The organism is uncultured Shewanella sp. (genome assembly GCF_947497935.1).
Taxonomy (GTDB): Bacteria; Pseudomonadota; Gammaproteobacteria; order Enterobacterales; family Shewanellaceae; genus Shewanella.
In genome coordinates this window covers 126092-150258 of the sequence record NZ_CANMIO010000010.1, presented here as the reverse complement: position 1 = coordinate 150258, position 24167 = coordinate 126092, and the positions used below count along the sequence as shown (strand labels likewise).

The 24167-nt window shown below is 44.9% G+C and carries 16 protein-coding genes; 11 read left to right on the top strand and 5 right to left on the bottom strand.

What is annotated here, in order from left to right; genetic code table 11:
* Positions 1–16 precede the first annotated feature (16 nt).
* The 4 genes from hisS (at position 17) to der (ending at position 4683) form a co-directional block, all read left to right on the top strand.
* Complete coding sequence (gene hisS / locus Q1A86_RS13315) at positions 17–1291, top strand: histidine--tRNA ligase (RefSeq protein WP_299807317.1); 1275 nt, start codon at positions 17–19, stop codon at positions 1289–1291.
* Positions 1292–1305: 14 nt separating this feature from the next.
* Positions 1306–1926, top strand: a complete 621-nt coding sequence (locus Q1A86_RS13310; RefSeq protein ID WP_299807315.1) for a tetratricopeptide repeat protein — start codon at positions 1306–1308, stop codon at positions 1924–1926.
* An 11-nt stretch (positions 1927–1937) separates the two neighbouring features.
* Positions 1938–3125, top strand: coding sequence for an outer membrane protein assembly factor BamB (bamB, locus tag Q1A86_RS13305; RefSeq protein WP_299807313.1), 1188 nt, complete (start codon positions 1938–1940; stop codon positions 3123–3125).
* 85 nt (positions 3126–3210) lie between these two features.
* Entirely contained in the window at positions 3211–4683 is a 1473-nt protein-coding gene (der, locus tag Q1A86_RS13300) for a ribosome biogenesis GTPase Der (protein ID WP_299807311.1), read from the top strand.
* 252 nt (positions 4684–4935) lie between these two features.
* Here der and Q1A86_RS13295 read toward each other — a convergent pair whose 3' ends face one another.
* The 3 genes from Q1A86_RS13295 to Q1A86_RS13285 form a co-directional block, all read right to left on the bottom strand.
* Positions 4936–5403, bottom strand: coding sequence for a hypothetical protein (locus tag Q1A86_RS13295; RefSeq protein WP_299807309.1), 468 nt, complete (start codon positions 5401–5403; stop codon positions 4936–4938).
* Positions 5404–5490: 87 nt separating this feature from the next.
* On the bottom strand, positions 5491–5775 hold the full coding sequence (locus tag Q1A86_RS13290; RefSeq protein ID WP_299807308.1) for a hypothetical protein: 285 nt from the start codon (positions 5773–5775) through the stop codon (positions 5491–5493).
* A gap of 394 nt (positions 5776–6169) precedes the next feature.
* Positions 6170–7072, bottom strand: a complete 903-nt coding sequence (locus Q1A86_RS13285) for a hypothetical protein (RefSeq protein ID WP_299807306.1) — start codon at positions 7070–7072, stop codon at positions 6170–6172.
* Positions 7073–7558: 486 nt separating this feature from the next.
* On the opposite strand from Q1A86_RS13285, the gene Q1A86_RS13280 reads away from it, so the two are divergent.
* Positions 7559–7693: a hypothetical protein gene (locus Q1A86_RS13280; protein ID WP_299807304.1), complete on the top strand. Its 135-nt coding sequence runs from the start codon at positions 7559–7561 to the stop codon at positions 7691–7693.
* Positions 7694–7914: 221 nt separating this feature from the next.
* On the opposite strand, the gene xseA is transcribed toward Q1A86_RS13280, so the two are convergent.
* Positions 7915–9252 carry an exodeoxyribonuclease VII large subunit gene (gene xseA, locus Q1A86_RS13275; RefSeq protein ID WP_299807302.1) on the bottom strand — a complete coding sequence of 446 codons (1338 nt, stop codon included), beginning with the start codon at positions 9250–9252 and terminating at the stop codon, positions 7915–7917.
* 120 nt (positions 9253–9372) lie between these two features.
* Here xseA and guaB point away from each other — a divergent pair, with 120 nt between their 5' ends.
* From guaB to tadA, 4 genes are all read left to right on the top strand, one after another.
* Positions 9373–10845, top strand: a complete 1473-nt coding sequence (guaB, locus tag Q1A86_RS13270; protein ID WP_299807300.1) for an IMP dehydrogenase — start codon at positions 9373–9375, stop codon at positions 10843–10845.
* A 124-nt stretch (positions 10846–10969) separates the two neighbouring features.
* The gene (guaA, locus tag Q1A86_RS13265) at positions 10970–12547 is read left to right on the top strand and encodes a glutamine-hydrolyzing GMP synthase (protein ID WP_299807298.1); all 1578 of its coding nucleotides are present in this window, start codon (positions 10970–10972) and stop codon (positions 12545–12547) included.
* Between the two features lie 172 nt (positions 12548–12719).
* Positions 12720–14651 carry an acyltransferase family protein gene (locus Q1A86_RS13260; RefSeq protein WP_299807296.1) on the top strand — a complete coding sequence of 644 codons (1932 nt, stop codon included), beginning with the start codon at positions 12720–12722 and terminating at the stop codon, positions 14649–14651.
* 156 nt (positions 14652–14807) lie between these two features.
* Complete coding sequence (gene tadA / locus Q1A86_RS13255) at positions 14808–15329, top strand: tRNA adenosine(34) deaminase TadA (protein ID WP_299807294.1); 522 nt, start codon at positions 14808–14810, stop codon at positions 15327–15329.
* A 406-nt stretch (positions 15330–15735) separates the two neighbouring features.
* Here the strand turns inward: tadA and mltF are convergent, their stop codons facing one another.
* A complete protein-coding gene (gene mltF, locus Q1A86_RS13250) occupies positions 15736–17184 on the bottom strand; it encodes a membrane-bound lytic murein transglycosylase MltF (RefSeq protein WP_299807292.1) in 1449 nt (482 codons plus the stop codon).
* Positions 17185–17491: 307 nt separating this feature from the next.
* Here mltF and purL point away from each other — a divergent pair, with 307 nt between their 5' ends.
* Together purL and Q1A86_RS13240 are read left to right on the top strand one after the other, a co-directional pair.
* Positions 17492–21373, top strand: a complete 3882-nt coding sequence (purL, locus tag Q1A86_RS13245) for a phosphoribosylformylglycinamidine synthase (protein WP_299807359.1) — start codon at positions 17492–17494, stop codon at positions 21371–21373.
* Positions 21374–22598: 1225 nt separating this feature from the next.
* Positions 22599–24155, top strand: coding sequence for a cytochrome ubiquinol oxidase subunit I (locus Q1A86_RS13240; RefSeq protein WP_299807290.1), 1557 nt, complete (start codon positions 22599–22601; stop codon positions 24153–24155).
* Positions 24156–24167 lie beyond the last annotated feature (12 nt).

Here is a 24167-nt window from a genome sequence, read left to right as displayed (position 1 = left end):
TTTGACGAGTCGAATAGTGGCAAAACAGATCCAAGCGATTCGCGGAATGAACGACATTCTGCCGACCCAAAGTCCTTTATGGCAAAAACTTGAAACCGTATTACGTGACACTGTTGGGTCATATGGTTACAGTGAAATTCGTACACCTATCGTTGAAAGTACAGATCTCTTTAAGCGCTCTATCGGTGAAGTTACTGATATCGTTGAAAAAGAGATGTATACCTTTGAAGATAGAAACGGTGACAGCTTAACTCTACGTCCAGAAGGCACAGCCTCAACGGTACGTGCGGGTAACGAGCACGGTTTGCTATACAACCAAGAACAACGTCTTTGGTATATGGGACCTATGTTCCGCCACGAACGCCCACAGAAAGGTCGTTACCGTCAATTCCATCAGTTTGGTGTTGAAGTTTATGGTATTCCTACTGCCGATATCGACGCCGAAGTCTTGATGCTATCAGCCAAGCTTTGGGAAAAATTGGGTATTACAGAACATGTCACCCTAGAGCTAAATACTTTAGGTGATACTGAAGAGCGCGCTGCATACCGTGATGCCTTGATTGCTTTCTTAGAGCAACACAAAGAGGTATTAGACGAAGATAGCCAGCGCCGTATGTACAGTAATCCACTGCGCGTTTTGGACTCTAAGAATGCTGATGTACAGGCACTTCTAGCCGATGCGCCAGTATTAATGGACTACTTCGGTGAAGACACTCGTTCACATTTTTCACATTTATGTGAACTCTTAGAGGCTGTCGGCATCCAATACACAATCAATCCTCGCCTAGTGCGCGGTTTAGATTATTATAATCGCACGGTTTTTGAGTGGGTGACATCAAGCCTAGGTTCACAAGGCACAGTATTGGCCGGTGGCCGTTACGATGGCCTTGTTGGTCAACTTGGTGGTAAGCCAACACCTGCAGTCGGTTTTGCTATGGGCCTTGAGCGCATCGTATTACTACTGCAAACGCTTGAACTAGATAAAGATATTGGTCCTGCTGTTGACGTATACGTGACGGCAATGGGTGATAACTGCCGTGTAGAAGCGATTAAGATTGCGCAAGAACTAAGAGCGAGCTTACCTACAGCTAAAGTGATGAGCCATTGTGGTGGCGGTAACTTTAAGAAGCAGATGAAGCGAGCCGACAAGAGCGGTGCCTGCGTTGCACTGGTTATTGGTGAAGATGAACTTGCCAATAATCAAGTTGCAGTGAAACACCTTCGCGAAGATAAAGCACAAGAATTGGTTGCCCGTGATGCATTGGCGACATATATTGCAGAGCTGATTTAAAAGGGGAAGAGTAAGTGGAAATTTATAGCACAGAAGAGCAACAAGTAGATGCTATCAAACAGTTCTGGAAAGATTACGGCACCTCAGTTGTAGTTGGCGCCGTTGTCGGTTTAGGTGGATTATTTGGTTGGAATTATTATTCTGACTACCAAGTGGCGCAAGCTGAAGCAGCATCAGAGTCATTTCAGGCACTGAGCAGCCAAAACACTGCCGATACGGCGATGTTAACTGCGGCTGAAAATTTTGCCAAAGAACATGGCCAAAAAGGTTATCAGTCTCTACTTGAGCTGTTAGTGGCTAAATCTGCGGTAGAAAGCGGTGATCTTGCTAAAGCGGAAGTGACCCTTAAAAATGTTATCGCGACCAATGTTGATAACAGTATTGTGCTGATTGCCACTATGCGTCTAGCACGTGTACAGGCTGAGCAAGGTCAATATGCGACCGCGATCACTACCCTTGAACAAATTACAGATCCTACTTCTGCGGCTCAAAGAGATGAGCTAAAGGGTGATTTCTTAGTACGCCAAGGTGAAACAGAGAAGGCAAAGGTTGCCTATCAAACTGCGGTAGACAATGGTGGCACTATGACTAGTCCAACATTACAAATGAAGCTTGATAATCTGAACAAGGCATAAGGAATCTGCCCATGAAGTCTTGGTGCAAAACACTACTAGCATGTGGCATGAGCATAGGCATCTTGTCTGCTTGTTCTTCGAGTGATGTAGAGGAAGATCCGATTACACCACTTACCGAGATAGAAGCCAGCGTGTTTCCTGAGGTAAACTGGAGCGCAAACGTCGGCGACGGCGTCGGTGATTACTACTCTCGCTTACGCCCAGCAGCTAATTACGGCAAACTGTTTGTTGCAGACCGTTACGGTAAAGTTGAAGCATTCGACGAAGTGACAGGTGAGCGTATTTGGCAAAATGATTTTAGCTCTGCATTTAGAGATAATGCGTTAGCTAAAAACAAAGGTGCACGTCTAGCGGGTGGTGTAACAGCGTCACGTAACAAGGTATTTGTGGGCGGCGAAAGCGGTCTTCTAGCGGCTTTTGACGAAGCAACGGGAGAAGCGGTTTGGCATGTCGTTGCCGGTGGTGAGCTGTTATCAGCTCCCACTGTAGGCGAAGATGTGGTAGTGGTTAATACCGGTGCGGGTACGTTAGAAGCGTTTGACGTGGAAGATGGAACTCAGCAATGGGTATATGAAAACCAACTACCAACCTTGACCCTGCGTGGAACAGGCGCCGCTTCTTATGAAGCAGGTGGTTTCTTTGTTGGCACCGCCGATGGTAAAATTGCTGTTGTGATCAAAAACAATGGTCAGGCAGCATGGGAGCAGGCTATCTACACCCCAACGGGAGGCAATGAGTTCTCGCGTATGGCCGATGTGGATATGAAGCCATTGCTTGTAGGTGAAAACCTATATGCCGTCAGTTACAACGGTAATCTAGTGTCTATGGAGATGCGCACAGGTCGTATCGTTTGGTCACGCAGTTATTCGAGCTTTAATGAGTTAGCTTATTCTGGCGTAAGCCTATTTGTGGTTGACGATCACAGTCGTATTTATTCTGTTGATAGACGAAATGGTCTAGAGTTATGGAATAATGCCGAGCTAGCTAACCGTAATTTAACCGCACCCGTGTCGTTTAAAGATTACGTGGTTGTGGGTGATTTTGAGGGGTATCTACACTTCTTAAACAAGTCTGATGGTCAAATCGTTGGACGTGTAGAAGTCGATAGCTCAGGTTTATACAGTCAGCCATTAGTTGTTAATGACAACTTATATGTGCAGACTCGTGGTGGAAAAGTGGTTCGAGTCACACTTCCGTAAGCCAAATCGTTAGATATGATAAGGCCCCTGGATGTGCATGCCGGGGGCTTTTTAGTTATTAGAAATGAGTAATAGAGGCAATTAAATGATTCCTGTTGTGGCCCTAGTTGGGCGACCAAACGTTGGTAAGTCGACCCTTTTTAACCGACTTACCCGTACCAGAGATGCGCTTGTCGCTGACTTTCCTGGGCTAACTCGGGATCGTAAATACGGCCGAGCACATCTTGCAGGTTATGAGTTCATCGTAGTCGATACCGGCGGTATTGACGGCACTGAAGAAGGGATTGAAACTCGCATGGCCGAGCAATCTCTTGCTGCGATTGAAGAAGCTGATGTCGTGCTATTTTTGACCGACGCTCGCGCTGGCTTAACTGCTGCCGATCTTGCGATTGCTCAACACTTACGCAGTCGTGAAAAAACCACTTTCGTCGTTGCTAACAAGGTCGATGGTATCGATGCCGACTCTGCCTGTGCAGAATTTTGGTCATTGGGTCTAGGTGAGGTTTACCAGATGGCTGCGGCTCAGGGCCGTGGTGTAACCAACATGATCGAGTACTCTTTAGCGCCATACGCAGAAGCGATGGGGATCACTAAAGATGAAGACGGCGAAGAAGACGAAGAAGATCGCGAATACACCGAAGAAGAAGCGGAAGCTGAGCAGAAGCGTCTGCAAGACTTGCCAATCAAGCTTGCTATCATCGGTAAGCCTAACGTGGGTAAGTCGACGCTAACTAACCGTATTTTGGGTGAAGAGCGCGTTGTCGTATATGACGAGCCTGGTACCACTCGTGACAGTATCTACATTCCTATGGAACGTCAGGGCCGTGAATACGTATTGATTGACACCGCTGGTGTACGTCGCCGCGCTAAGGTTCATGAAACTGTTGAGAAATTCTCAGTTATTAAGACCCTTAAAGCGGTTGAAGACAGTAACGTAGTATTGCTTGTTATCGATGCCCGTGAAGGTATTGCCGAGCAAGACCTTGGTCTATTAGGTTTCGTGCTTAACGCTGGCCGTGCATTGGTTATCGCCGTAAACAAGTGGGATGGTATCGACCAAAACGTTAAAGACCGTGTGAAGACAGAGCTTGACCGTCGTTTAGGCTTTATTGATTTCGCGCGTATTCACTTTATCTCTGCACTTCATGGTACAGGTGTGGGTCACTTGTTCGAGTCAATCGAAGAAGCGTATGACAGTGCGACGCGCCGCGTAAGTACCTCTATGCTGACGCGTATCATGCAGATGTCACAAGACGATCACCAACCACCATTGGTTAACGGTCGCCGCGTTAAGCTTAAATACGCTCACGCCGGTGGTTACAACCCACCAATCGTGGTTGTACACGGTAACCAAGTTAAGAAGCTTCCAGACTCTTACAAGCGTTATATGATGAACTACTTCCGTCGTTCATTGAAAGTGATTGGTACGCCAATCCAGTTACGTTTCCAAGAGGGTGGCAACCCGTTTGAGGGGATGAACTCTAAGAAGCTAACGGTGAGCCAAGAGCGTCGCCGTAAACGTATGACAGCCCATATTCGCGATAAGAATAAGGATTAGCATTTTTCTATAAGTGAAGAGAGTTTTCTCGTCTCGCATAGTCGAAATGACTTTTAAAAGGAACCTCAGGGTTCCTTTTGTGTTATCTGGGATTTGGTGTTTTACGGCTTGCGTGGAGGGTGAGTAATTTATTAAGTCTAAAGGTGCGGCTATATGGCGAGGTAAGTTGTCGCGCTTGATAGCTAAAGACTTTAGAGGTAAGGCTACAAAGACTATATGGCTGTCCTATTTTTCTTAACTGCTAGTTCAAAATTAAGGGGGAGAGCTCGGATTAACCTCAGTTGTTATATGCGCCTTAAGTAGGGCTTGGTTTATTTTATGTTGCATATAGATCACATGCAATATTGATGTAATAACTGGATTTAACCAAAGTTCGTCACCTTTGTTTGAGCCTGAAATTAAATTAATACGGTGGCGTACCATAATTATCCAAGTTATATCGAAAACAGATGAGATAACATGAATGCCAATTGAAGTTCTTAAAATGTCAAGATCTTGAAAATGGGCAATAGCATAAATTAAGCTGCCTAATGAGATAGTAAATAGGGTAATTGCTATAGCTATGAAAAAATTTGATATTTTGAGTTCTGTATTTTTGTTTATTTGGCTTGAAAAGCGATATAGCTTATAGATCAAATATGAGCCAATAGTCAGTATACAAAGAACTAGAGTCTTTATGACTGAATCAACTTCAAAAACTCTGTTAAGTCCCTTTTTCATCTGTTCTCCTTAGGTAGCAATTAGTCAAAATCTTTAGCCGTCTAGTATCTTAATACTTTTGAGTTGTAAGGCTGGAATGGTCTCTTTTTATAGTTTCATTTCATCTGAATTTTCATCAGGAGGATCACCGCTATCCTCTTTTCTTTTTCTTTGCTCTTGTTTTGCTTTTTCAACATTTTTAAATGTAGGGGGTGGAATAGGGAAAATTGAAATTAAGGGGAAAATAGCCAAAAAAAGAAATGCTCCTTTAGACATTTTCTTTCCCCAGAACACCATTCCATACAAGACTCTAAATAAAAGAAGCAAGCAAATGATAATCATAAAATATTGGCTCAGTTCCCCTTTGATATTTGTTAAGCTAAGTAAATCCATTTACTCTCCAATTTAATCTCTTTATACAAATTAGATTGGGGACGTTTAAATGATATTCAAGTGGTGTTAACAAATTGGTGGTTTTTGAACGCGAGAGCTAGCGTCTCGATATACAAGCCTGATTTTGGAGTAAGTTTTTATTTTCAATAGGTTAGTGTGGGAGTGGCAGAGATTGTTTTTCTATCATCAAAATCACTAACTCGTTACATCATTTCAAGTTTGATTTTTAGCAGTGACAGCTCAAATCGAAGACATCAATCATCAAGTGTAGATACGGCCGCGAGCGTCCATATATGGCGAACTGGCTGTTGAACAAGGGTGATAAGGACGAGCAGAAAACGTATGGCTGTCCTATCTTTCGTGTTTTCTGCGGAGTGAAGTATATTTTTTCTCTCTAAATAGTCTTACTTTTCGAAAAGTGACTAATCACGTCTATCAGTCGTGACTTCTGTTTAGGGGAAACCCACCGCAAATTGAACAGATAACAAGTGGACTCCGCCAGTGTTATTTGATGTAGATTTCTCTGCGAGTTAATTAGAAGTTCAATGCAGGCGGACTCTAAAGTTTGTTTTGATACGTCATTAGCACCAGAACAGCAAATTTTAGGTTTATCTGTATCATCTTCAAACTTCCAATAGCACTGTTCATGTAGATTAGTTAACAGTTGTATGAACATCGTTTCAGGCATTTCCCCTTTAGAACGCATAATCGAGGCTAAAGCTATGAGGTTATGCCCCCAGAAACCTGGGTGTTTTAAGGCGCTTGAAAATACTATTTTTACGTCAATATTCTCCGGTTTAGCGTAATCAACTGTTACTGGATAGGATTGGTGGTTATTGCCATAAAATGTGGCTGTAACGAACTCACAGAAACGCTCAATAAATCGCAGCTTTTGCTTTTCTGTTTTTATTAATGACCAAGCCTGCTTAAAAGCAATCAGTACTGAAACATTATGGCTGAGATACTCATTTTTCTCTGCGCATTGTTCGAAGTAATAGGCAAAAATTTCACTAGCATCACTTTGGTTAAACCAGTCTTGCATGGTGAAATAGGCGTAGGGATAGATAGCATGGGCTAAAATCCAATGCCTTCTTCGCTCTATAGGTTTGAAAGGCATGGAGCCGGATTGGAGCATGGCTACATTAAAAGTGGGCTCTTCTAGCTCTATTAACCTTTCTACTTTTAACCAGTCGTTAGCAGGCCAATCATACTGACGTTTCAATGATTTTATTGCGAGGTAGCATTTTAGTGCGTGCTGCTGGTGTATAGCAGCAATTCTTGTCAGTACTTCATCCATGTTTGTCTATTCTTTTTTAGCTACGTTATTACCATTGTTGCTAGGTTACCCTAAATCTTGCAGTCGTCTAGCGCAATCTCTTGAGTAAATGACGCACTTATTTTAAGCAGAAGTAATTAACTTTTACCTGCATAATGACTATCTACTTTTATCTATGACAAAGACTTTGCGCTATACCAAATTTAGACATCTGATCACGATGTTGTAAATGAAAGCACTAACTACATCGTGTAGATACGGCCGTGACCGTCCATGACATGGTGAGAGATAACGAAGTTATCAAGCTTTCGAACGAGAGGGAGGATGCCGAACTGGCCTTTTAGCTGGGATGCTATTCGTCATGGCCGAGCTTCCAGAGATGGATTTGCTGCGTGATACTGCAGTGTCTACACATACGTCCTCTGTAGGCGATTAGGTTCACCTTTATCCACAGGTAAACACGTTGTGGGGTATTTTCAAGTTAGATCTCTCACTGCTATAGCCCAAATGAAACTCCAATTATCCAGTGTGGATACAGCTGCGGGCTTCGATGACAAGGATGTCATCGCAGAGCTTACAGGGATTGTACTTGCAGCGTCTCGCAGCAGTATCTGCACATACCCCGCTGGAGGCGATGACTAAGGATTAAGCAGTAACACAGAACTCACTTCCATGTAGCAATAAGCACAAATAGGAACTTAATCAGCCTTCATTCGAGGGTTAACTAACTTTGGGGTAAAACTAAGTTATGAAGCATACAGAAAACACCAACTCACCATCGAAGTTGCAGAAGTGCATTGAAGACTCCCTATAAACCAGAGTCCGTGATGCCTACATGGATGTGGGCGAAGCGCCACGACTATTTATCCTACTTCAACCACTGTTGAGGTGACACTGCCATCTCGCAGGCGAGTGGTCAGCGTATCGCCCACACAAGTATCCGATGGTGCCTGCACCACTTTGCCATCACCAGTTAGGGTAATGCTGTAACCACGGCTTAATGTGGCTAACGGGCTTACCGTGTCTAATTGCTGCGCACGGTGGGCAAGGCGCTGCTCACTCATCCTTAACTTATCATCCATAGCATCATTGAGCTTGGCGCTTAAGTAGCTCAAACGCTGTGCTTCTAGAGTCAGGCGATGCTGTGGTGATTGATTAGCCAAGCGGTTACTTAAGTTTTGCTGTTTTAAAGTGTGTGCATGTAACTTAGATTGCATGGCTTGGTTTAAGCGCAGTTGCATTTCATCGAAGGTTTGCTCATACATCTGCAGGCGGCGCTGTGGATCTTGCTTTTGCAGGCGATGCTCAACGGTTTGCACTTGGCTTTGCTTCTTTAACTCATAATGCTGCCAAGCCTGTTTGAGACGTGAAAGCTGGGCTAATAGCTTTTGGGCTTTATTGTCGGCATCTTTGGATAGTAGCTCTGCGCCTGCAGAGGGGGTTGGCGCACGAAGGTCTGCCACATAATCGCTGATTGTCATATCCACTTCATGACCAACGGCAGACACCACTGGAATGCCACTGTTATAAATGGTGTGGGCGAGGCCTTCGTCGTTAAAGCTCCATAAGTCCTCTAATGAGCCACCGCCGCGGGTCACCAGTAATACGTCAACTTCGGCTCGCGAGTTAGCTAGATTGATGGCATCACAAATACTTTTTGCAGCGTCACTGCCTTGTACGGGAGTAGGGTAGATAATGACTTCAATCGATGAGTCGCGGCGAGCAAGAACATGCAAAATATCGCGAATAGCAGCGCCAGTCGGAGAGGTGACTACACCGATTTTTTGAATATTGGCAGGTAGTGAGCGCTTGGTGTCGCTGGCAAACAAGCCTTCGGCGGCAAGCTTCATTTTGAGCGCTTCATATTGCTGGGCGAGTAAGCCGTCACCCGCTGGTAGCATAGATTCAATAATGAGTTGGTAATCACCACGAGGCTCATAAACGCTGATATTACCCTTAACTAAAACCTGTTGGCCGTTAGCGGGGCGAAAGGTCACCGCCTGATTGCGGCCCTTAAACATGGCGCAGCGAATTTGTGAGAAATTATCTTTGAGGGTCAAATACCAGTGGCCCGAGCCGGGTGCCGCAAAGTTTGAAATTTCAGCATTTAGCCAAATTCGGCCAAGCTGACCCTCTAAAAGTTGTCTAACTTCACCATTGAGGCGGGAGACGGTATAAACATCGTTTTTTGGGGTTTTCATAATTTTTTTACACACAAATGCGAATTAGTGTGTATTTTCCATTTACCAACCCAGATATGCAAGGTATAATCTCGCCGCAATATTTCACCTCTAATTCCTAATCTCTTGGGGAGATGTTGCATGTTAAGATTGAAAAAAGAAGCGTTAACTTTTGATGATGTGTTGCTGGTTCCAGCGCACTCTACCGTCCTCCCAAATACAGCTGTTTTAAAGACACGCCTGACGAATAAGATTGAGTTGAATACTCCGATCGTATCTGCTGCTATGGATACCGTTACTGAAGCTCGTTTAGCTATTGCTATCGCGCAAGAAGGTGGCCTTGGTTTTATCCATAAAAACATGACGATTGAGCAACAAGCTGAAGAAGTTCGTAAAGTAAAAATTTACGAAGCGGGTATCGTTCAGCAGCCTGTGACAGTGACCCCTGCAACGACACTAGCCGATGTTAAGGTTTTAACTGCAAGAAATGGTTTCGCAGGTTACCCAGTGGTAAACGAAGCTAACGAGTTAGTGGGTATTATCACAGGCCGTGACGTACGCTTTATCACCGATTGGTCGCGTACTGTTGATCAAGTGATGACTCCAAAAGAGCGCCTAGTAACTGTACTTGAAGGTACTAAGCTAGATGAAGTTCAAAAGCTTATGCATTCTCACCGCGTTGAGAAGGTGTTAGTTGTTGATGACAACTTCAAGCTTAAGGGTCTTATCACAGTTAAAGATTTCCAAAAAGCTGAGCGTAAGCCAAACGCATGTAAAGACGAGTTAGGTCGTCTACGTGTCGGTGCTGCAGTTGGTGCAGGTCCTGGTAACGAAGAGCGTGTTGACGCACTTGTGCTAGCTGGTGTTGATATCTTGCTTATCGACTCATCTCACGGTCATTCAGAAGGTGTGTTACAACGCATTCGTGATACTCGTGCTAAATACCCAGACTTACAAATCGTTGGTGGTAACGTTGCAACAGCTGAAGGTGCGATTGCACTGGTTGAAGCTGGCGTTAACGCAGTTAAAGTCGGTATTGGTCCTGGTTCCATCTGTACTACTCGTATCGTTACTGGCGTAGGTGTACCGCAAATCACAGCTGTATCTGATGCAGCCGCTGCAGTTAAGCACTTAGACATTCCAGTTATTGCCGATGGCGGTATTCGTTTCTCTGGTGATCTTGCTAAAGCATTAGCTGCTGGCGCATCGTGCATCATGGCGGGTTCTATGTTTGCAGGTACTGATGAAGCGCCGGGTGAAACTGAGCTTTATAACGGTCGTGCATACAAGTCATACCGCGGTATGGGCTCACTAGGTGCGATGACCCAGACTCAAGGTTCGTCTGACCGTTACTTCCAAAGCGATAACGCAGCTGACAAGCTAGTACCTGAAGGTATTGAAGGTCGCGTCGCTTACAAAGGTAAGCTAAAAGAGATCATTCACCAGCACATGGGCGGTCTACGTTCATGCATGGGCCTAACGGGTTGTGCAACGATTAAAGAGCTAAATGAAAAAGCTGAGTTTGTGAAAATCACTGCAGCAGGCATGGGCGAGTCTCATGTTCACGACGTGACTATCAGCAAAGAAGCGCCAAACTATAGCACTCGTTCTTAAATATTAGTTTAGATATTAAAGGCGACAGATTATGTCGCCTTTAAATTAAGCCAAGTAGAAGGTTCGCAGAGTACTCACTGCTTGGTTAGTTAACAATGACGAAAAAATAGAGATAAGGTACCCCATGAGCAACATTCATGAGCATAAGATCCTCATATTAGATTTTGGATCGCAATACACTCAACTGATCGCCCGTCGTATTCGTGAAATCGGTGTGTATTGTGAACTTTGGGCTTGGGATGTTTCTGAAGAGCAAATTCGTGAATTCGCTCCAAACGGCATTATCTTAGCCGGTGGCCCTGAAAGTGTTACCGCTGAGAACTCACCACGTGCTCCAGAATATGTGTTTAACGCTGGCGTACCTGTACTAGGTATTTGTTACGGCATGCAAACCATGTCTGAGCAACTTGGTGGTAAAGTAATTCAAGGTGTAGGTGAAGGTGAGTTTGGTTATGCGCAAGTAGAACTACAAACTGAATCTGCACTATTCAAAGCGATTGAAGATGCAGTTAGCGAAACGGGCAAGCCACTACTTGACGTATGGATGAGCCACGGCGACAAAGTGTCTGAAATCCCTGAAGGTTTCGTTGCAGTTGCTAAGACTGAAACTTGCCCATTTGCAGCTATGGCAAATGAAGACAAGCAGTTCTATGGTGTTCAGTTCCACCCAGAAGTGACTCACACTCGTCAAGGTAAGCGTATGCTTGAGCATTTCGCCCTTGAGATCTGTGGCTGTCCTGCAAACTGGAAACCTGCTTCAATTATTGAAGATGCAGTTGAGCGCTTAAAAGAGCAGATCGGTGATGACGAAGTTATCTTAGGTCTTTCTGGTGGTGTTGATTCATCTGTTGTTGCTATGCTGCTGCACCGCGCAATTGGCGACAAGCTAACATGTGTATTTGTTGATAATGGTCTACTTCGTCTAAACGAAGCGCAGCAAGTCATGGATATGTTTGGAGATCACTTCGGTCTAAACATCATTCACGTTGACGCTGAAAACCGTTTCCTAGATGCAATGGCTGGTGAAGCAGAACCTGAAGCTAAGCGTAAGATCATTGGCCGCGTATTCGTTGAGATCTTCGACGAAGAATCTAAGAAATGCGTTAATGCTAAGTGGCTTGCACAAGGCACTATCTACCCAGACGTGATTGAGTCTGCAGGTAGCGCAACAGGTAAGGCACACTGCATTAAGTCACACCATAACGTTGGCGGTTTGCCAGACGATATGGCAATGGGTCTTGTTGAGCCATTACGTGAATTGTTTAAAGACGAAGTACGCAAGATTGGTCTAGAACTAGGTCTTCCATACGACATGCTTTACCGTCACCCGTTCCCAGGACCTGGTCTTGGTGTACGCGTACTTGGCGAGGTGAAGAAAGAATACTGTGACTTGCTACGTCTAGCTGACGCGATTTTCATCGAAGAGCTACACAAAGCTGACCTTTACAACAAGGTTAGCCAAGCATTTACCGTGTTCCTACCAGTACGCTCTGTTGGCGTAATGGGTGACGGTCGTAAATACGACTGGGTTGTTTCACTACGTGCAGTTGAAACTATCGACTTTATGACGGCGCATTGGGCACACCTACCTTATGATTTCCTAGGTCGTGTCTCTAACCGTATCATTAACGAAGTAGATGGCATTTCACGCGTGGTTTACGACATTTCTGGTAAGCCACCTGCAACGATTGAATGGGAATAAAGGTTCACGCCTAACCCATTAACGTTGAGACCACACCGGTCTGATTTATATCGATAATAAAACGCGTTCATAGCAATATGAGCGCGTTTTTTTATGGGCCTAAATTAGTAAGGGCATGTTTATTCAACTATAAATAATCAAAGGGATTCTATTATTTACAGGGAGTTTGCCTATGCGCTATAGAGCGGAAGTTGATGGATTAAGAGCCTTAGCCGTGATCCCAGTGATTCTGTTTCATGCGGGTTTTAGCCAGTTTAGTGGCGGTTTTGTCGGGGTGGATGTGTTCTTTGTGATCAGTGGTTACCTGATCACTAGCATCATCTTAAATGAGCTCGAGCGAGATAAATTTAGCATCCTAAACTTCTATGAGCGCCGCGCAAGACGGATTTTACCGGTACTCTTCTTTGTCATCTTAGCCTGTATCCCTTTTGCCTGGCTCTGGCTCATGCCGCTGGATCTTCAAGACTTCTTTCAGAGTATCGTGGCGGTCGCGACTTTTTCCTCCAATATCTTGTTCTGGCTGGAGAGTGATTACTTTGATACCGCAGCCGAGCTTAAGCCTCTATTGCATACCTGGAGCCTTGCAGTTGAGGAGCAATACTATATCTTCTTTCCGCTGCTTTTAATGATGCTATGGAGTAGGAGCAAGCGTGTCATTCTACTGGCGCTAGCTGTTATATTTGTGCTGAGTTTATCGTTAGCCCAGTGGGCCGCTTATAACGCTCCCTCGGCAAACTTTTACCTGCTACCGACTCGCGGATGGGAGCTGCTCATTGGTGTATTCGCCGCATTTTTTTTAAATCAGCAGTTGCCTAAATGGATGTCGCCATCATTAAACAATGGGCTCAGCATTTTGGGTTTGTTATTGATTGTATTTTCAATTCTTATCTTCGATGCCAGTATTCCGTTCCCAAGTGTTTATGCGTTAGTTCCAACAATCGGCACGGTTCTGATTATTGTATTTGCCCAAGAGGGAAGTTGGGTTCAGCGCTGTCTAAGCTACAAGCCCTTAGTCGGTGTAGGCCTGATAAGTTATAGTGCCTATTTATGGCATCAGCCGGTATTTGCGTTTGTAAAATATCGCAGCTTTACTGAGCCCTCGGTTTGGCTGATGCTGTCATTGTGCGCCGCTGTTGTGGGGCTATCCTATCTAAGTTGGCGTTTTGTCGAGATCCCTTTTAGAAATAAGCAGGCTTACAGTCGCCAATTTATCTTTAGTCGCGGCGCTGTATTAACAGCGGTATTTATCATTAGTGGTCTGTGGGTTGATAACCAGCAACTCTATAAGTCCAATGATGCCTACTTAGATTTGATGGTCAAATCCTACCAACCGGATAACCGTGAGCTGGGCGCTGACAGTTGGCAATCTTTACGAACATTGAGTGGTAATCCAGATTATGGCGTGGATAAGAACCACTTTGATAGAACTCAATGGTTCGATATCAAAGACGATAGACAGAAATTATTGATTGTTGGTAACTCTCACTCAAAAGATCTATTTAATGTGCTTTCTAGCAGTGAGGCTACCTATGCACAGTTTCAAATTGCGCGCTTCGGTACTGAAATTGGCCAAGTAGATGAGTCATTTTTCAACTCGCCTAATTATCGTTTGGCTGATGCGGTTATGTTGGCGTCTCAATATAAGCCGCAGGACCTTAGCCAGATTGAAGCGTTAGTCACGCGTCTATTAGCCGACAATAAAAAAACAATTTTAGTGAAAAATATCTATGAGTTTGAAGAGTTTGGTCAGCGTACCTATGCCGACTTTCTGTTTCACCTCCTAGCTAAGGAACATGGAACTGACAATATTTCTAACCTAGATATTTTCAAGATTAATCAGAAGCATTTTGAACAATTTTCTCATAGGGAGTTTAAGCAATTTACGCAAAAGGCTAACCTTACTCTGGCGATGCTCGCCATACAATATCCAGATGTGACACTGCTCGATAGAATGGATTATGTGTGTAATAAGCGCGAGCGAGTCTGTTATGCCATTGATAACGACTACCAGAAGTATTTCTATGATTACGGTCACCATACGGTGGCGGGCGCGAGGTTTTTCGGAGAGCGAGTCGATAAGGTTAACTGGCTAGGCAAGATTTAGCGCTTGAATTAGTGATTGATGACTCGTTTGGGCGTAAAGCTTGATATAATCTTGCGTTATACATCGACAGTGTTTTCGCTTAGCAATAAGGCTATGTTTTAAGCATGGCTTGCTTAGCAGTATCGAACTGTTATAGATAAATATTAGGGGCGTAGATTGTCACAGCAGGAACAGGATATCCATTTCATGAAAATGGCGATGGATATGGCGACAAAAGCGGAAGAAAAGGGGGAAGTGCCTGTTGGCGCCGTGCTGGTGAAAGATGGCGAAGTTATTAGTGCCGGGTTTAATTTCAGTATTGGTCTGCACGACCCAAGCGCCCATGCAGAGATGCAGTGTTTACGTCAAGCTGGTCAGATAATGCAGAATTATCGCTTACTCGATACTACGCTTTATGTCACGCTTGAGCCTTGTGCTATGTGTGCCGGCGCAATAGTGCATTCAAGAGTCGGTCGTTTAGTCTTTGGCGCGAGAGATGAAAAAACTGGCGCGGCTGGCACTGTGATCGACATAGTGCGACACAGTGCTTTTAATCATCAGGTCGATGTTAGCTCAGGCGTGCTTGAAACCGAGTGTAGTGAACAGCTCAGCGCATTTTTCAAGCGTAGAAGAAAAGAGATAAAAGCGGCTAAAGCCTTAGCCAAGCAACAAGCTTTGTTATCGACTCCTAAGAGTTAAAAAAACCATCATCCAAAGGCTTAATAAATGCGAAGAACTGTTTGTGTCTGTTAAGTACTTTTACGTGGCGTGTTTTTAATTGGCTACGACGACGCGCCGCGACATTATTAATTGTTTTCTTTCTCATATAGACCTCACTGGTATTTATACTTAAGACCTTTATCAACTTACTATATAAAAGTCTACGTGAGTATGATTAATCTTTGATGAATTCGTTAAAAATTAGCTAAATAGCGTCCTGCCTGACGATAAAATGTTCGAGAATTGTGCTCTAGTATCCCTATGAGGTTTAGGGTATTTATCGGCTAAGCTCTGGGATTTATTCACTTAGAATAAGGCTGTTTATCTCTTATTTAAGAAAAGACAGGCTCAATGCTGCTTATCTCTTATTTAAGAAAAGATACGCTTAGGGCTGTTGCGGAGCGTCGGTCTGAGGCTGTTTGCCCTCTTTGTTCAGTTCAGTCTCTTTAGCCTCGGCGGTCTGAAGCGGTTTTTTCTTGAGCTCAAGTAACATATTCTGATTATCTATCCATACAAGCGTGTCATAGTAACGACGAATGCTATCGACATAATGCACCGCTTCATTGCCTCTTGCGTACCCATAGCGGGTTTTCTTGTAATATTTGCGCTTTTGCAGCAACGGTAAAACGGACTTTACGTCACGCCAAGCGCTTGGGTTGAGTCCTTGAGACTGTGCCAGCTTTCGAGCATCTTCCACATGTCCTAAGCCAATATTATAAGAGGCGAGAGCGAACCACATACGCTGACTATCTGGAATGGAGTCCGGTAGCCGCTCTAGCATACTATTTAGGTACTTTGCGCCGCCCTTGATGCTCTGGTAAGGGTCGAGACGGTTTTTAATTCCTACTTGTTTCGCTGTTGGTAGGGTCAACATCATCAAGCCGCGCACACCTGTCGGAGAGCGAGCATTAGGGTTCCAATGGGACTCCTGATAGGCGGTTGCGGCAAGCTTGCGCCAGTCTATGCCCTCGGCGTATTTTTCAAACGTGGCTTGGTACTTAGGCAGCTTATTATCGATGGCACGGATAAAGGCGCGGGTATCGACATAGTCGAAGCGCTCAACGTGAGCAAAGTATTTCTCATTGAGGTGAGCCAAGGTGCCACTGCGTTTCTCTATATGCCAAAACGCCAGTAACTCACTCATCAGTTTGTCGCTGTTAGTGGCGGGCAATAACCACACCACTGGCTGTTTATACTTTAAAACGAGCCCTTCTCGTAGCTCAGGCATAAAGCGTCTGTTGATGTCTAAACTGGTCGAGTCGGCAATGGTGTACGGGATCTCTCCGGTAGCTATCATGGTCAGCAACTCTTCGGCATCCTTGTCTTTTTCTTGATTCCATATCAAGTTAGGGTTGGATTTCTGTAGTTCAGTTAAGGTGTCGACAAAAGAGGAGTCGGTGGTTACTGTGATCTCACCTTTAAGTGTATCGACATTTTTAGGTATGGCTGTACCTTGGCGATAAACCAACACTTGATTAACTCGGTAAAGTGGCGGGCCGAGTCTAAACTGCTCACGTCTTGCCGGTGTATCGGCCAACCCTGCCGCAATAATGTCGATTTCACCATTGCGCATAGCGCTATAAAGCTCGCTGATATTGGCGAAAGCCTGCATCTTTAATTCGAGGTCTAGGTAGTTGGCGAAGCGTTCTGCCATCTCATAGTCATAACCTGACTCCCCTTGTCCAGAGGTAAAGTAAATCTGTGGGCCATATAAAGTACCGACAACTAATTGAGTTGGCTTTGGCGGGGGAGTGGTTTTTTCTTGCTCCACGACAACCTTCTGGCAGGCAGCCAGCAAGGTGATACAGCATAGAGCAAGTATGAGTCTTTTCATCGATTATTTAGTGTTAACGCTTAACTTAAATTATTAAGAATATAAAGAAATAGCCGTCGATTATATCACAATCTTGGTTGCCGTAAAAAAACAGAAATTTTATAGGGGAGTGTTGTTTTTAGTATGAACCCAAATGAAGTTTTTGCTGGGTATTTCCACTTGGTAGCGCAAAAGTTTTTAAGTCGCTTTTTCCTGTACAGGAAACACTGTTTTCTACAGCGACGGCTGGTGATTTGTGGCAAACATTTCCCTATAATAGCGCCCAGATCTGACCCTGCAATTATAATATATAAGGTGAAAAGACGTGATGGAGATCATCCGCGGAGCCCCTGCACTTTCGGCGTTTAGAGTACAGAAGCTGATGCAAGCTTGTGAATCGGCAGCACTACCAGTGCGCCAAATCTATGCCGAGTTTGTCCATTTAGCCGATTTGAATGAGTCGCTAAATGAAAAAGAAAGTCAACAGCTTGAAAAAATCCTCACCTACGGCCCCGCTATCGAAGCGCATACGCCAGAAGGTCATCTCCACTTCGTTACACCCCGTTCCGGCACTATCTCTCCTTGGTCATCAAAAGCAACAGATATCGCACACAATTGCGGCCTGAATAAGGTTAAGCGATTAGAGCGTGGTATTGCCTATTATGTTGTGGCCGACGAGTTGACTAGCGAACAGGTTAAAACATTAAACGCATTGCTGCATGACCGTATGGTTGAAGTGATTTTACCAAGCTTCGATGCCGCTAGCGTGTTGTTTGCACGTACCGAGCCTGCCAAGTTCACAAGTGTTGATGTGCTGACTCAAGGTCGCTCGGCGCTTGAACAAGCTAACACTAAGTTGGGCTTGGCATTGGCCGAAGATGAAATTGACTATCTAGTTGAGAACTTTACTCGTCTAGGTCGTAAACCGAACGATATTGAGCTGATGATGTTTGCTCAGGCAAACTCTGAGCATTGTCGTCATAAGATCTTTAACGCAGATTGGACAATCGATGGCGAAGTACAGCCAAAGTCATTGTTCAAGATGATTAAAAATACTTTCGAGAAGACGCCAGAAAACGTGTTATCTGCCTATAAAGATAACGCCGCAGTAATGACTGGCTCTACAGCCGGTCGCTTCTTCCCGAAACAAGATGGCGTTTACGGCTACCACACTGAGCCAATGCATATCTTAATGAAGGTTGAAACTCACAACCACCCAACGGCAATCAGCCCGTACCCTGGTGCGGCTACCGGCAGCGGTGGTGAAATCCGTGACGAAGGCGCAACGGGTCGAGGCTCTAAGCCAAAGGCTGGCCTAACAGGCTTTAGCGTATCAAACCTTAAGATCCCAGGCTTTATTCAGCCATGGGAAGCCGATTACGGCAAGCCAGATCGCATCGTGACAGCGCTGGATATTATGACCGAAGGCCCATTAGGCGGCGCGGCATTTAACAACGAATTTGGTCGTCCGGCACTTGTGGGTTATTTCCGTACTTACGAGCAAGAAGTTAACAGTCACAACGGCGTTGAAGTGCGTGGTTACCATAAGCCAATTATGCTGGCGGGTGGTTTAGGTAATATCCGTGAAGAGCACGTACAAAAAGGTGAGATCACCGTTGGCGCAAAGCTAGTCGTCCTTGGCGGCCCTGCGATGAATATCGGCTTGGGCGGCGGCGCGGCGTCATCAATGACATCGGGCCAATCAAGCGAAGACTTGGACTTTGCTTCTGTGCAGCGTGAAAACCCAGAAATGGAACGTCGTTGCCAAGAAGTTATCGATCGCTGCTGGCAGATGGGTGATGAAAACCCAATCCAGTTTATCCACGATGTGGGCGCGGGCGGTTTATCAAATGCATTCCCTGAACTTGTGAATGACGGTGAGCGTGGCGGTAAGTTCGAGCTACGTAAAGTGCCATCTGATGAGCCAGGAATGAGCCCGTTAGAAATTTGGTGTAACGAATCACAAGAGCGTTATGTGATGTCAATTGCGCCAGAGAATATAGAGCTATTTACCCAGATCTGTCAGCGTGAGCGTGCACCTTTTGCGGTTGTCGGTGTGGCGACGGAAGAAAAAGAGCTGGTACTGAGTGACGAGCACTTTGAAAATCATCCAATCGACTTGCCACTAGAAGTGCTACTAGGCAAAGCGCCTAAGATGAGTCGGGATGTGGTTAGCGCTAAAGCTAATTCTGCAGCACTAGACCAAGCAGGCATTGAAGTACAAGAGGCGGCGCACCGTTTACTGCGTTTACCAACAATTGCCGAGAAAACCTTCCTTATCACCATTGGTGACAGAACGGTAACAGGTCTAGTTAATCGTGACCAGATGGTAGGCCCTTGGCAGGTACCGGTAGCCGATTGCGCAGTAACTGCCTCAAGCTATGATTCATACACAGGTGAAGCCATGTCTATGGGTGAGCGTACGCCGCTTGCACTACTCGACTTTGGCGCATCGGCGCGTATGGCCGTAGCCGAGTCAATCATGAACATTGCTGGCACCGATATTGGATCGTTCAAGCACATTAAGCTATCTGCTAACTGGATGTCGCCAGCGGGTCACCCAGGTGAAGACGCGGGTCTCTACGAAGCAGTAAAAGCCATTGGCGAAGAGCTTTGTCCTGACTTGTCTCTGACTATTCCTGTGGGCAAAGACTCAATGTCGATGAAAACCGCTTGGGAAGAGAACGGCGTTCAAAAGACCGTAACATCGCCAATGTCATTGGTTATTACTGCATTTGGCGTCGTTCAAGATGTACGTAATACCGTTACGCCAGAGCTTCGCACCGACAAAGGTGACACAGACTTATTACTGCTTGATCTTGGTCTTGGACAGAACCGTCTAGGCGGCTCTTGTTTAGCACAGGTTTACAGTGAGCTAGGTGATATCGCCCCAGATCTTGATAACTCATCAACACTGAAAGGCTTCTTCGAAACCATTCAGCCAATGATTGCCGATAAGTCGATTATTGCTTATCACGACAGAAGTGATGGTGGCCTATACACGACCTTAGTTGAAATGGCATTTGCTGGTCACACGGGTCTTAATGTTGACTTGAGTAAGTTGAGCGGCACTGACGTTGAGCGTTTATTTAACGAAGAGTTAGGTGCGGTCATTCAGGTTCGTCGTCAAGATACCGCAGTGATTACCGCTAAGTTTAATGATGCTGGCGTACCTTGTCATAAGGTTGCAGAGCTAACCGAAACTGACAGCATTGCTATCTTCGATGGGGAGCGTGAAGTACTAACTGAAACGCGAACCTCACTACGTACTATCTGGGCTGAAACCACTTACCGCATGCAAGCGCTACGTGATAATCCTGAGTGTGCTAAAGAAGAGTTCGAGCTTAAGCAAGACACCAAGGACTTAGGCCTGACAGTTGATTTAAGCTTTGACCCAAGTGAAGACGTTGCTGCGCCATTTATCTTAAAAGGTGCTGCGCCTAAGATGGCAATCTTGCGTGAGCAGGGCGTTAACTCGCATATTGAAATGGCGGCGGCATTTGACCGCGCAGGTTTCGAGGCGATGGACGTTCATATGAGTGACATCTTAAGCGGGCGTATTAGCCTCGAGCAGTTCCAAGGCCTTGTGGCTTGTGGTGGCTTCTCTTACGGTGACGTACTGGGCGCGGGTGAGGGCTGGGCTAAGTCGATTCTGTTTAATGAGCGTGCTCGTGAGCAGTTTAGCCAGTTCTTCGAACGCAATGACAGTTTCTCACTAGGTGTGTGTAATGGTTGTCAGATGCTGTCAAACCTTAAAGACATCATTCCAGGCACTGAGCTTTGGCCACACTTTGTGCGTAACCGCTCAGAGCGTTTCGAAGCACGCTTCAGCCTAGTTGAAGTACAGAAGAGCCCATCGCTGTTCTTCCAAGGTATGGAAGGTTCACGCATGCCAATCGCTGTGTCACACGGTGAAGGTCGCGCTGAGTTTGCATCGCCAGAGGCTCTAGCGGCAGCTGAAGCGTCAGGCACCATTGCACTACGCTACGTTGATGGTAATGGTCAGATTGCGACTCAGTACCCACAAAACCCGAACGGTTCGCCTAACGCGATTACAGCATTGAGTTCTACCGATGGTCGAGTAACGATTATGATGCCGCACCCAGAGCGCGTATTTAGAACCGTTGCCAACTCATGGCATCCAGAGTCTTGGGGTGAAGATAGCCCTTGGATGAGAATGTTCCGTAACGTGAGAAAGTCGGTCGGCTAATAAATTTATAGCTAATATGATGTTAGCTCTACTAGCGAAAAGCCTCTATTTTTAGGGGCTTTTTTTTGCCTGAAATATTTGAGAACAGTAGGCTTTGCCAAACAAGGTTGATGAAACAATGGATTACAACGGGTTTTATGATTCATTAAATGCTAAATAAATTGTTTTAAGCCGCTATTAATCATTTTATGGATAAGCTGAAGTTATCCATAATCGATAAGGTTAGTGGTGGGCGTTCATTTGGTCTGTGGAATTAATAAACAGGCATAAAAAAGCCCTCCTTATTCCTAAGGAGGGCCGCTTTGCGCTAACAAAACTTCAAGATTAATCTTGCATTAGAAAGTCGTACTTATAGCTCTCTAGAAGTATAAAGTTCAACGAAAACACGCTGATAGCTAACAACTAGACGCTCGAATAATTTTGTCATAACAGTTTCTCCACATAGATTGATGATTTAAGCGGAGTTAGTCTTTACCGGGCTACTTCACCGGGTTAACCAGACCGTCTCCTTAACTTGGTGCACATTTTAGGCGAGTCTCCATATTTCATCAAACGAGAAAAATTGCATTTTGGTATTAATAAAACTAATCCGAAGTTACTTTTGTTGTATTTGTTTGTGCTGGATCTTGTTTTTATCATTTTGTATTTAAAGCTTATTTCAAATTTATGTGATTTCGATCTCATAGATTTGGGCTATTATTATTGTTGCTAAAGTTGTTAACAAATGGTTTTTTGGCGGCTCGGGTGTGAATAATTTGTTTAGGGGCCTTTTAAACTTGTTTAGTTTAAAAAATGACCACTCCTAGCATGAGTGGTTTGTGCTGTCAAGTGTGCGCTTGGTAGAACTGTGTGCTAAGGCTCAAAACCCATTGAAACCGAATGGATTGATTGATTTGAATCAATTTTGAATGTTATAAAATCCCCCGAGATAACTCTATTTCGTATTGCAAGTGGCTGATATTAACTAATTTGTTTGTTTTTTATCCTAGCGATCGAGATGGGTGTCACAAAGGTCTGTGAAAACGTGAAGGCAAGCGGTTTTTTGCTAGGGTTTTAGACTTTAAATTACAAAATTTAAGAATTAAACAATCAAGCGCGGTTAAGTCGATTTATTGTTAATAAAAATCGGCTGTGTTTACTGCATTACTATTCCTATATAGGCAATCACATTTCGTTGATGGGGATCTAACGAGTGTGATTTGACATACCACCTAAGGAGTCACAAATGATTTTAGAAGAGGTTGTTGAGCTGTCGCGTTTTCAGTTTGCGATGACAGCCATGTATCACTTCCTATTTGTTCCCTTGACCTTGGGGTTAGCATTCTTGCTAGCCATTATGGAATCACTCTATGTGATGACCAATAAGCAAATCTATAAAGATATGACCAAGTTCTGGGGTAAGTTATTCGGTATCAACTTTGCACTTGGCGTTGCAACTGGTTTGGCTATGGAGTTCCAGTTCGGAACAAACTGGTCATACTATTCGCATTACGTCGGTGACATTTTTGGTGCACCACTTGCTATTGAAGGTCTGATGGCATTCTTCCTAGAATCTACTCTAGTGGGTATGTTCTTCTTTGGATGGGATCGTTTCAGCAAGCGTCAGCATTTAGCGGTAACTTGGTTAGTTGCGCTAGGTTCTAATATGTCTGCGTTGTGGATCTTAGTGGCTAACGGCTGGATGCAAAACCCAGTAGGTAGCACATTCAACTACGAAACCATGCGTATGGAAATGACCAGCTGGGGCGAAGTACTATTTAACCCAGTTGCACAGGTGAAGTTTGTTCACACCGTGGCGTCAGGTTATGTAGCCGGTGCGATGTTCGTTCTAGCGATTAGTGCTTACTATATCTTGAAGAAGCGTGACCTACCGTTTGCACGTCGTTCATTTGCGATTGCAGCAAGCTTCGGTATGGCATCAATCCTGTCTGTAATCGTTCTTGGTGACGAATCAGGCTACAAGGTGGGTGAAGTACAGCGCGTTAAGTTAGCAGCAATTGAAGCTGAATGGCACACTGAGCCAGCTCCAGCGGCATTCACTGCAGTCGGTTTCCCAAATCAAGAAACTCACGAAACAGACTTCGCGGTTAAAATTCCTTATGCGATGGGCATCATTGCGACTCGTTCACTTGATGAGCAAGTAACAGGTATTAAAGATCTAATTGCTGAGCACGAAGTGCGTATCCGTAACGGTATGGTGGCATACGGTCTACTTGAGCAGTTACGTGCAGGTAATGAAACACCTGAAATTCGCGCGGCATTTGAAGAAGCAAAAGTTGACCTAGGTTACGGTCTACTACTGAAGCGTTATACCGATAAAGTGGTTGATGCGACAGATGAGCAGATTAAAGCGGCAGCTGATGATTCTATTCCAAACGTAGCACCTATGTTCTGGTCTTTCCGTGTCATGGTTGGTGCGGGTATGGTGATGTTATTGGTGTTTGCCGCAGCATTTTGGCAGAGCACGCGTCATCAAATTGAAGAGAAACCATGGGTTCTTAAAGCGGCACTTTACAGCTTACCACTACCGTGGATTGCAATTGAGTGTGGTTGGTTTGTGGCTGAATACGGCCGTCAACCTTGGACGATTTCTGAAGTGTTACCGACATTCATGTCAGCCTCTAGCTTGTCAGTGGGCGACCTAATGTTCAGTATCGTTTCTATCACGCTGTTCTATACCATCTTGCTAGTGATTGAACTGTTCTTAATGATTAAGTTCGCGCGTATTGGCCCAAGCTGTTTGAAGACGGGTCGTTATCACTTTGAAAAGCTTGATGCCTAAACTGGAGATCTG

What these genes read in the sequence shown, in the direction of transcription:
- purL (WP_299807359.1), top strand. Translation starts at nt 17,492, where the DNA reads ATGGAGATCATCCGCGGAGCCCCTGCACTTTCGGCGTTTAGAGTACAG.
- Q1A86_RS13290 (WP_299807308.1), bottom strand. Translation starts at nt 5,775, where the DNA reads ATGGATTTACTTAGCTTAACAAATATCAAAGGGGAACTGAGCCAATAT.
- guaB (WP_299807300.1), top strand. Translation starts at nt 9,373, where the DNA reads ATGTTAAGATTGAAAAAAGAAGCGTTAACTTTTGATGATGTGTTGCTG.
- Q1A86_RS13260 (WP_299807296.1), top strand. Translation starts at nt 12,720, where the DNA reads ATGCGCTATAGAGCGGAAGTTGATGGATTAAGAGCCTTAGCCGTGATC.
- der (WP_299807311.1), top strand. Translation starts at nt 3,211, where the DNA reads ATGATTCCTGTTGTGGCCCTAGTTGGGCGACCAAACGTTGGTAAGTCG.
- guaA (WP_299807298.1), top strand. Translation starts at nt 10,970, where the DNA reads ATGAGCAACATTCATGAGCATAAGATCCTCATATTAGATTTTGGATCG.
- Q1A86_RS13295 (WP_299807309.1), bottom strand. Translation starts at nt 5,403, where the DNA reads ATGAAAAAGGGACTTAACAGAGTTTTTGAAGTTGATTCAGTCATAAAG.
- Q1A86_RS13240 (WP_299807290.1), top strand. Translation starts at nt 22,599, where the DNA reads ATGATTTTAGAAGAGGTTGTTGAGCTGTCGCGTTTTCAGTTTGCGATG.
- Q1A86_RS13285 (WP_299807306.1), bottom strand. Translation starts at nt 7,072, where the DNA reads ATGGATGAAGTACTGACAAGAATTGCTGCTATACACCAGCAGCACGCA.
- Q1A86_RS13280 (WP_299807304.1), top strand. Translation starts at nt 7,559, where the DNA reads ATGAAACTCCAATTATCCAGTGTGGATACAGCTGCGGGCTTCGATGAC.
- xseA (WP_299807302.1), bottom strand. Translation starts at nt 9,252, where the DNA reads ATGAAAACCCCAAAAAACGATGTTTATACCGTCTCCCGCCTCAATGGT.
- bamB (WP_299807313.1), top strand. Translation starts at nt 1,938, where the DNA reads ATGAAGTCTTGGTGCAAAACACTACTAGCATGTGGCATGAGCATAGGC.
- mltF (WP_299807292.1), bottom strand. Translation starts at nt 17,184, where the DNA reads ATGAAAAGACTCATACTTGCTCTATGCTGTATCACCTTGCTGGCTGCC.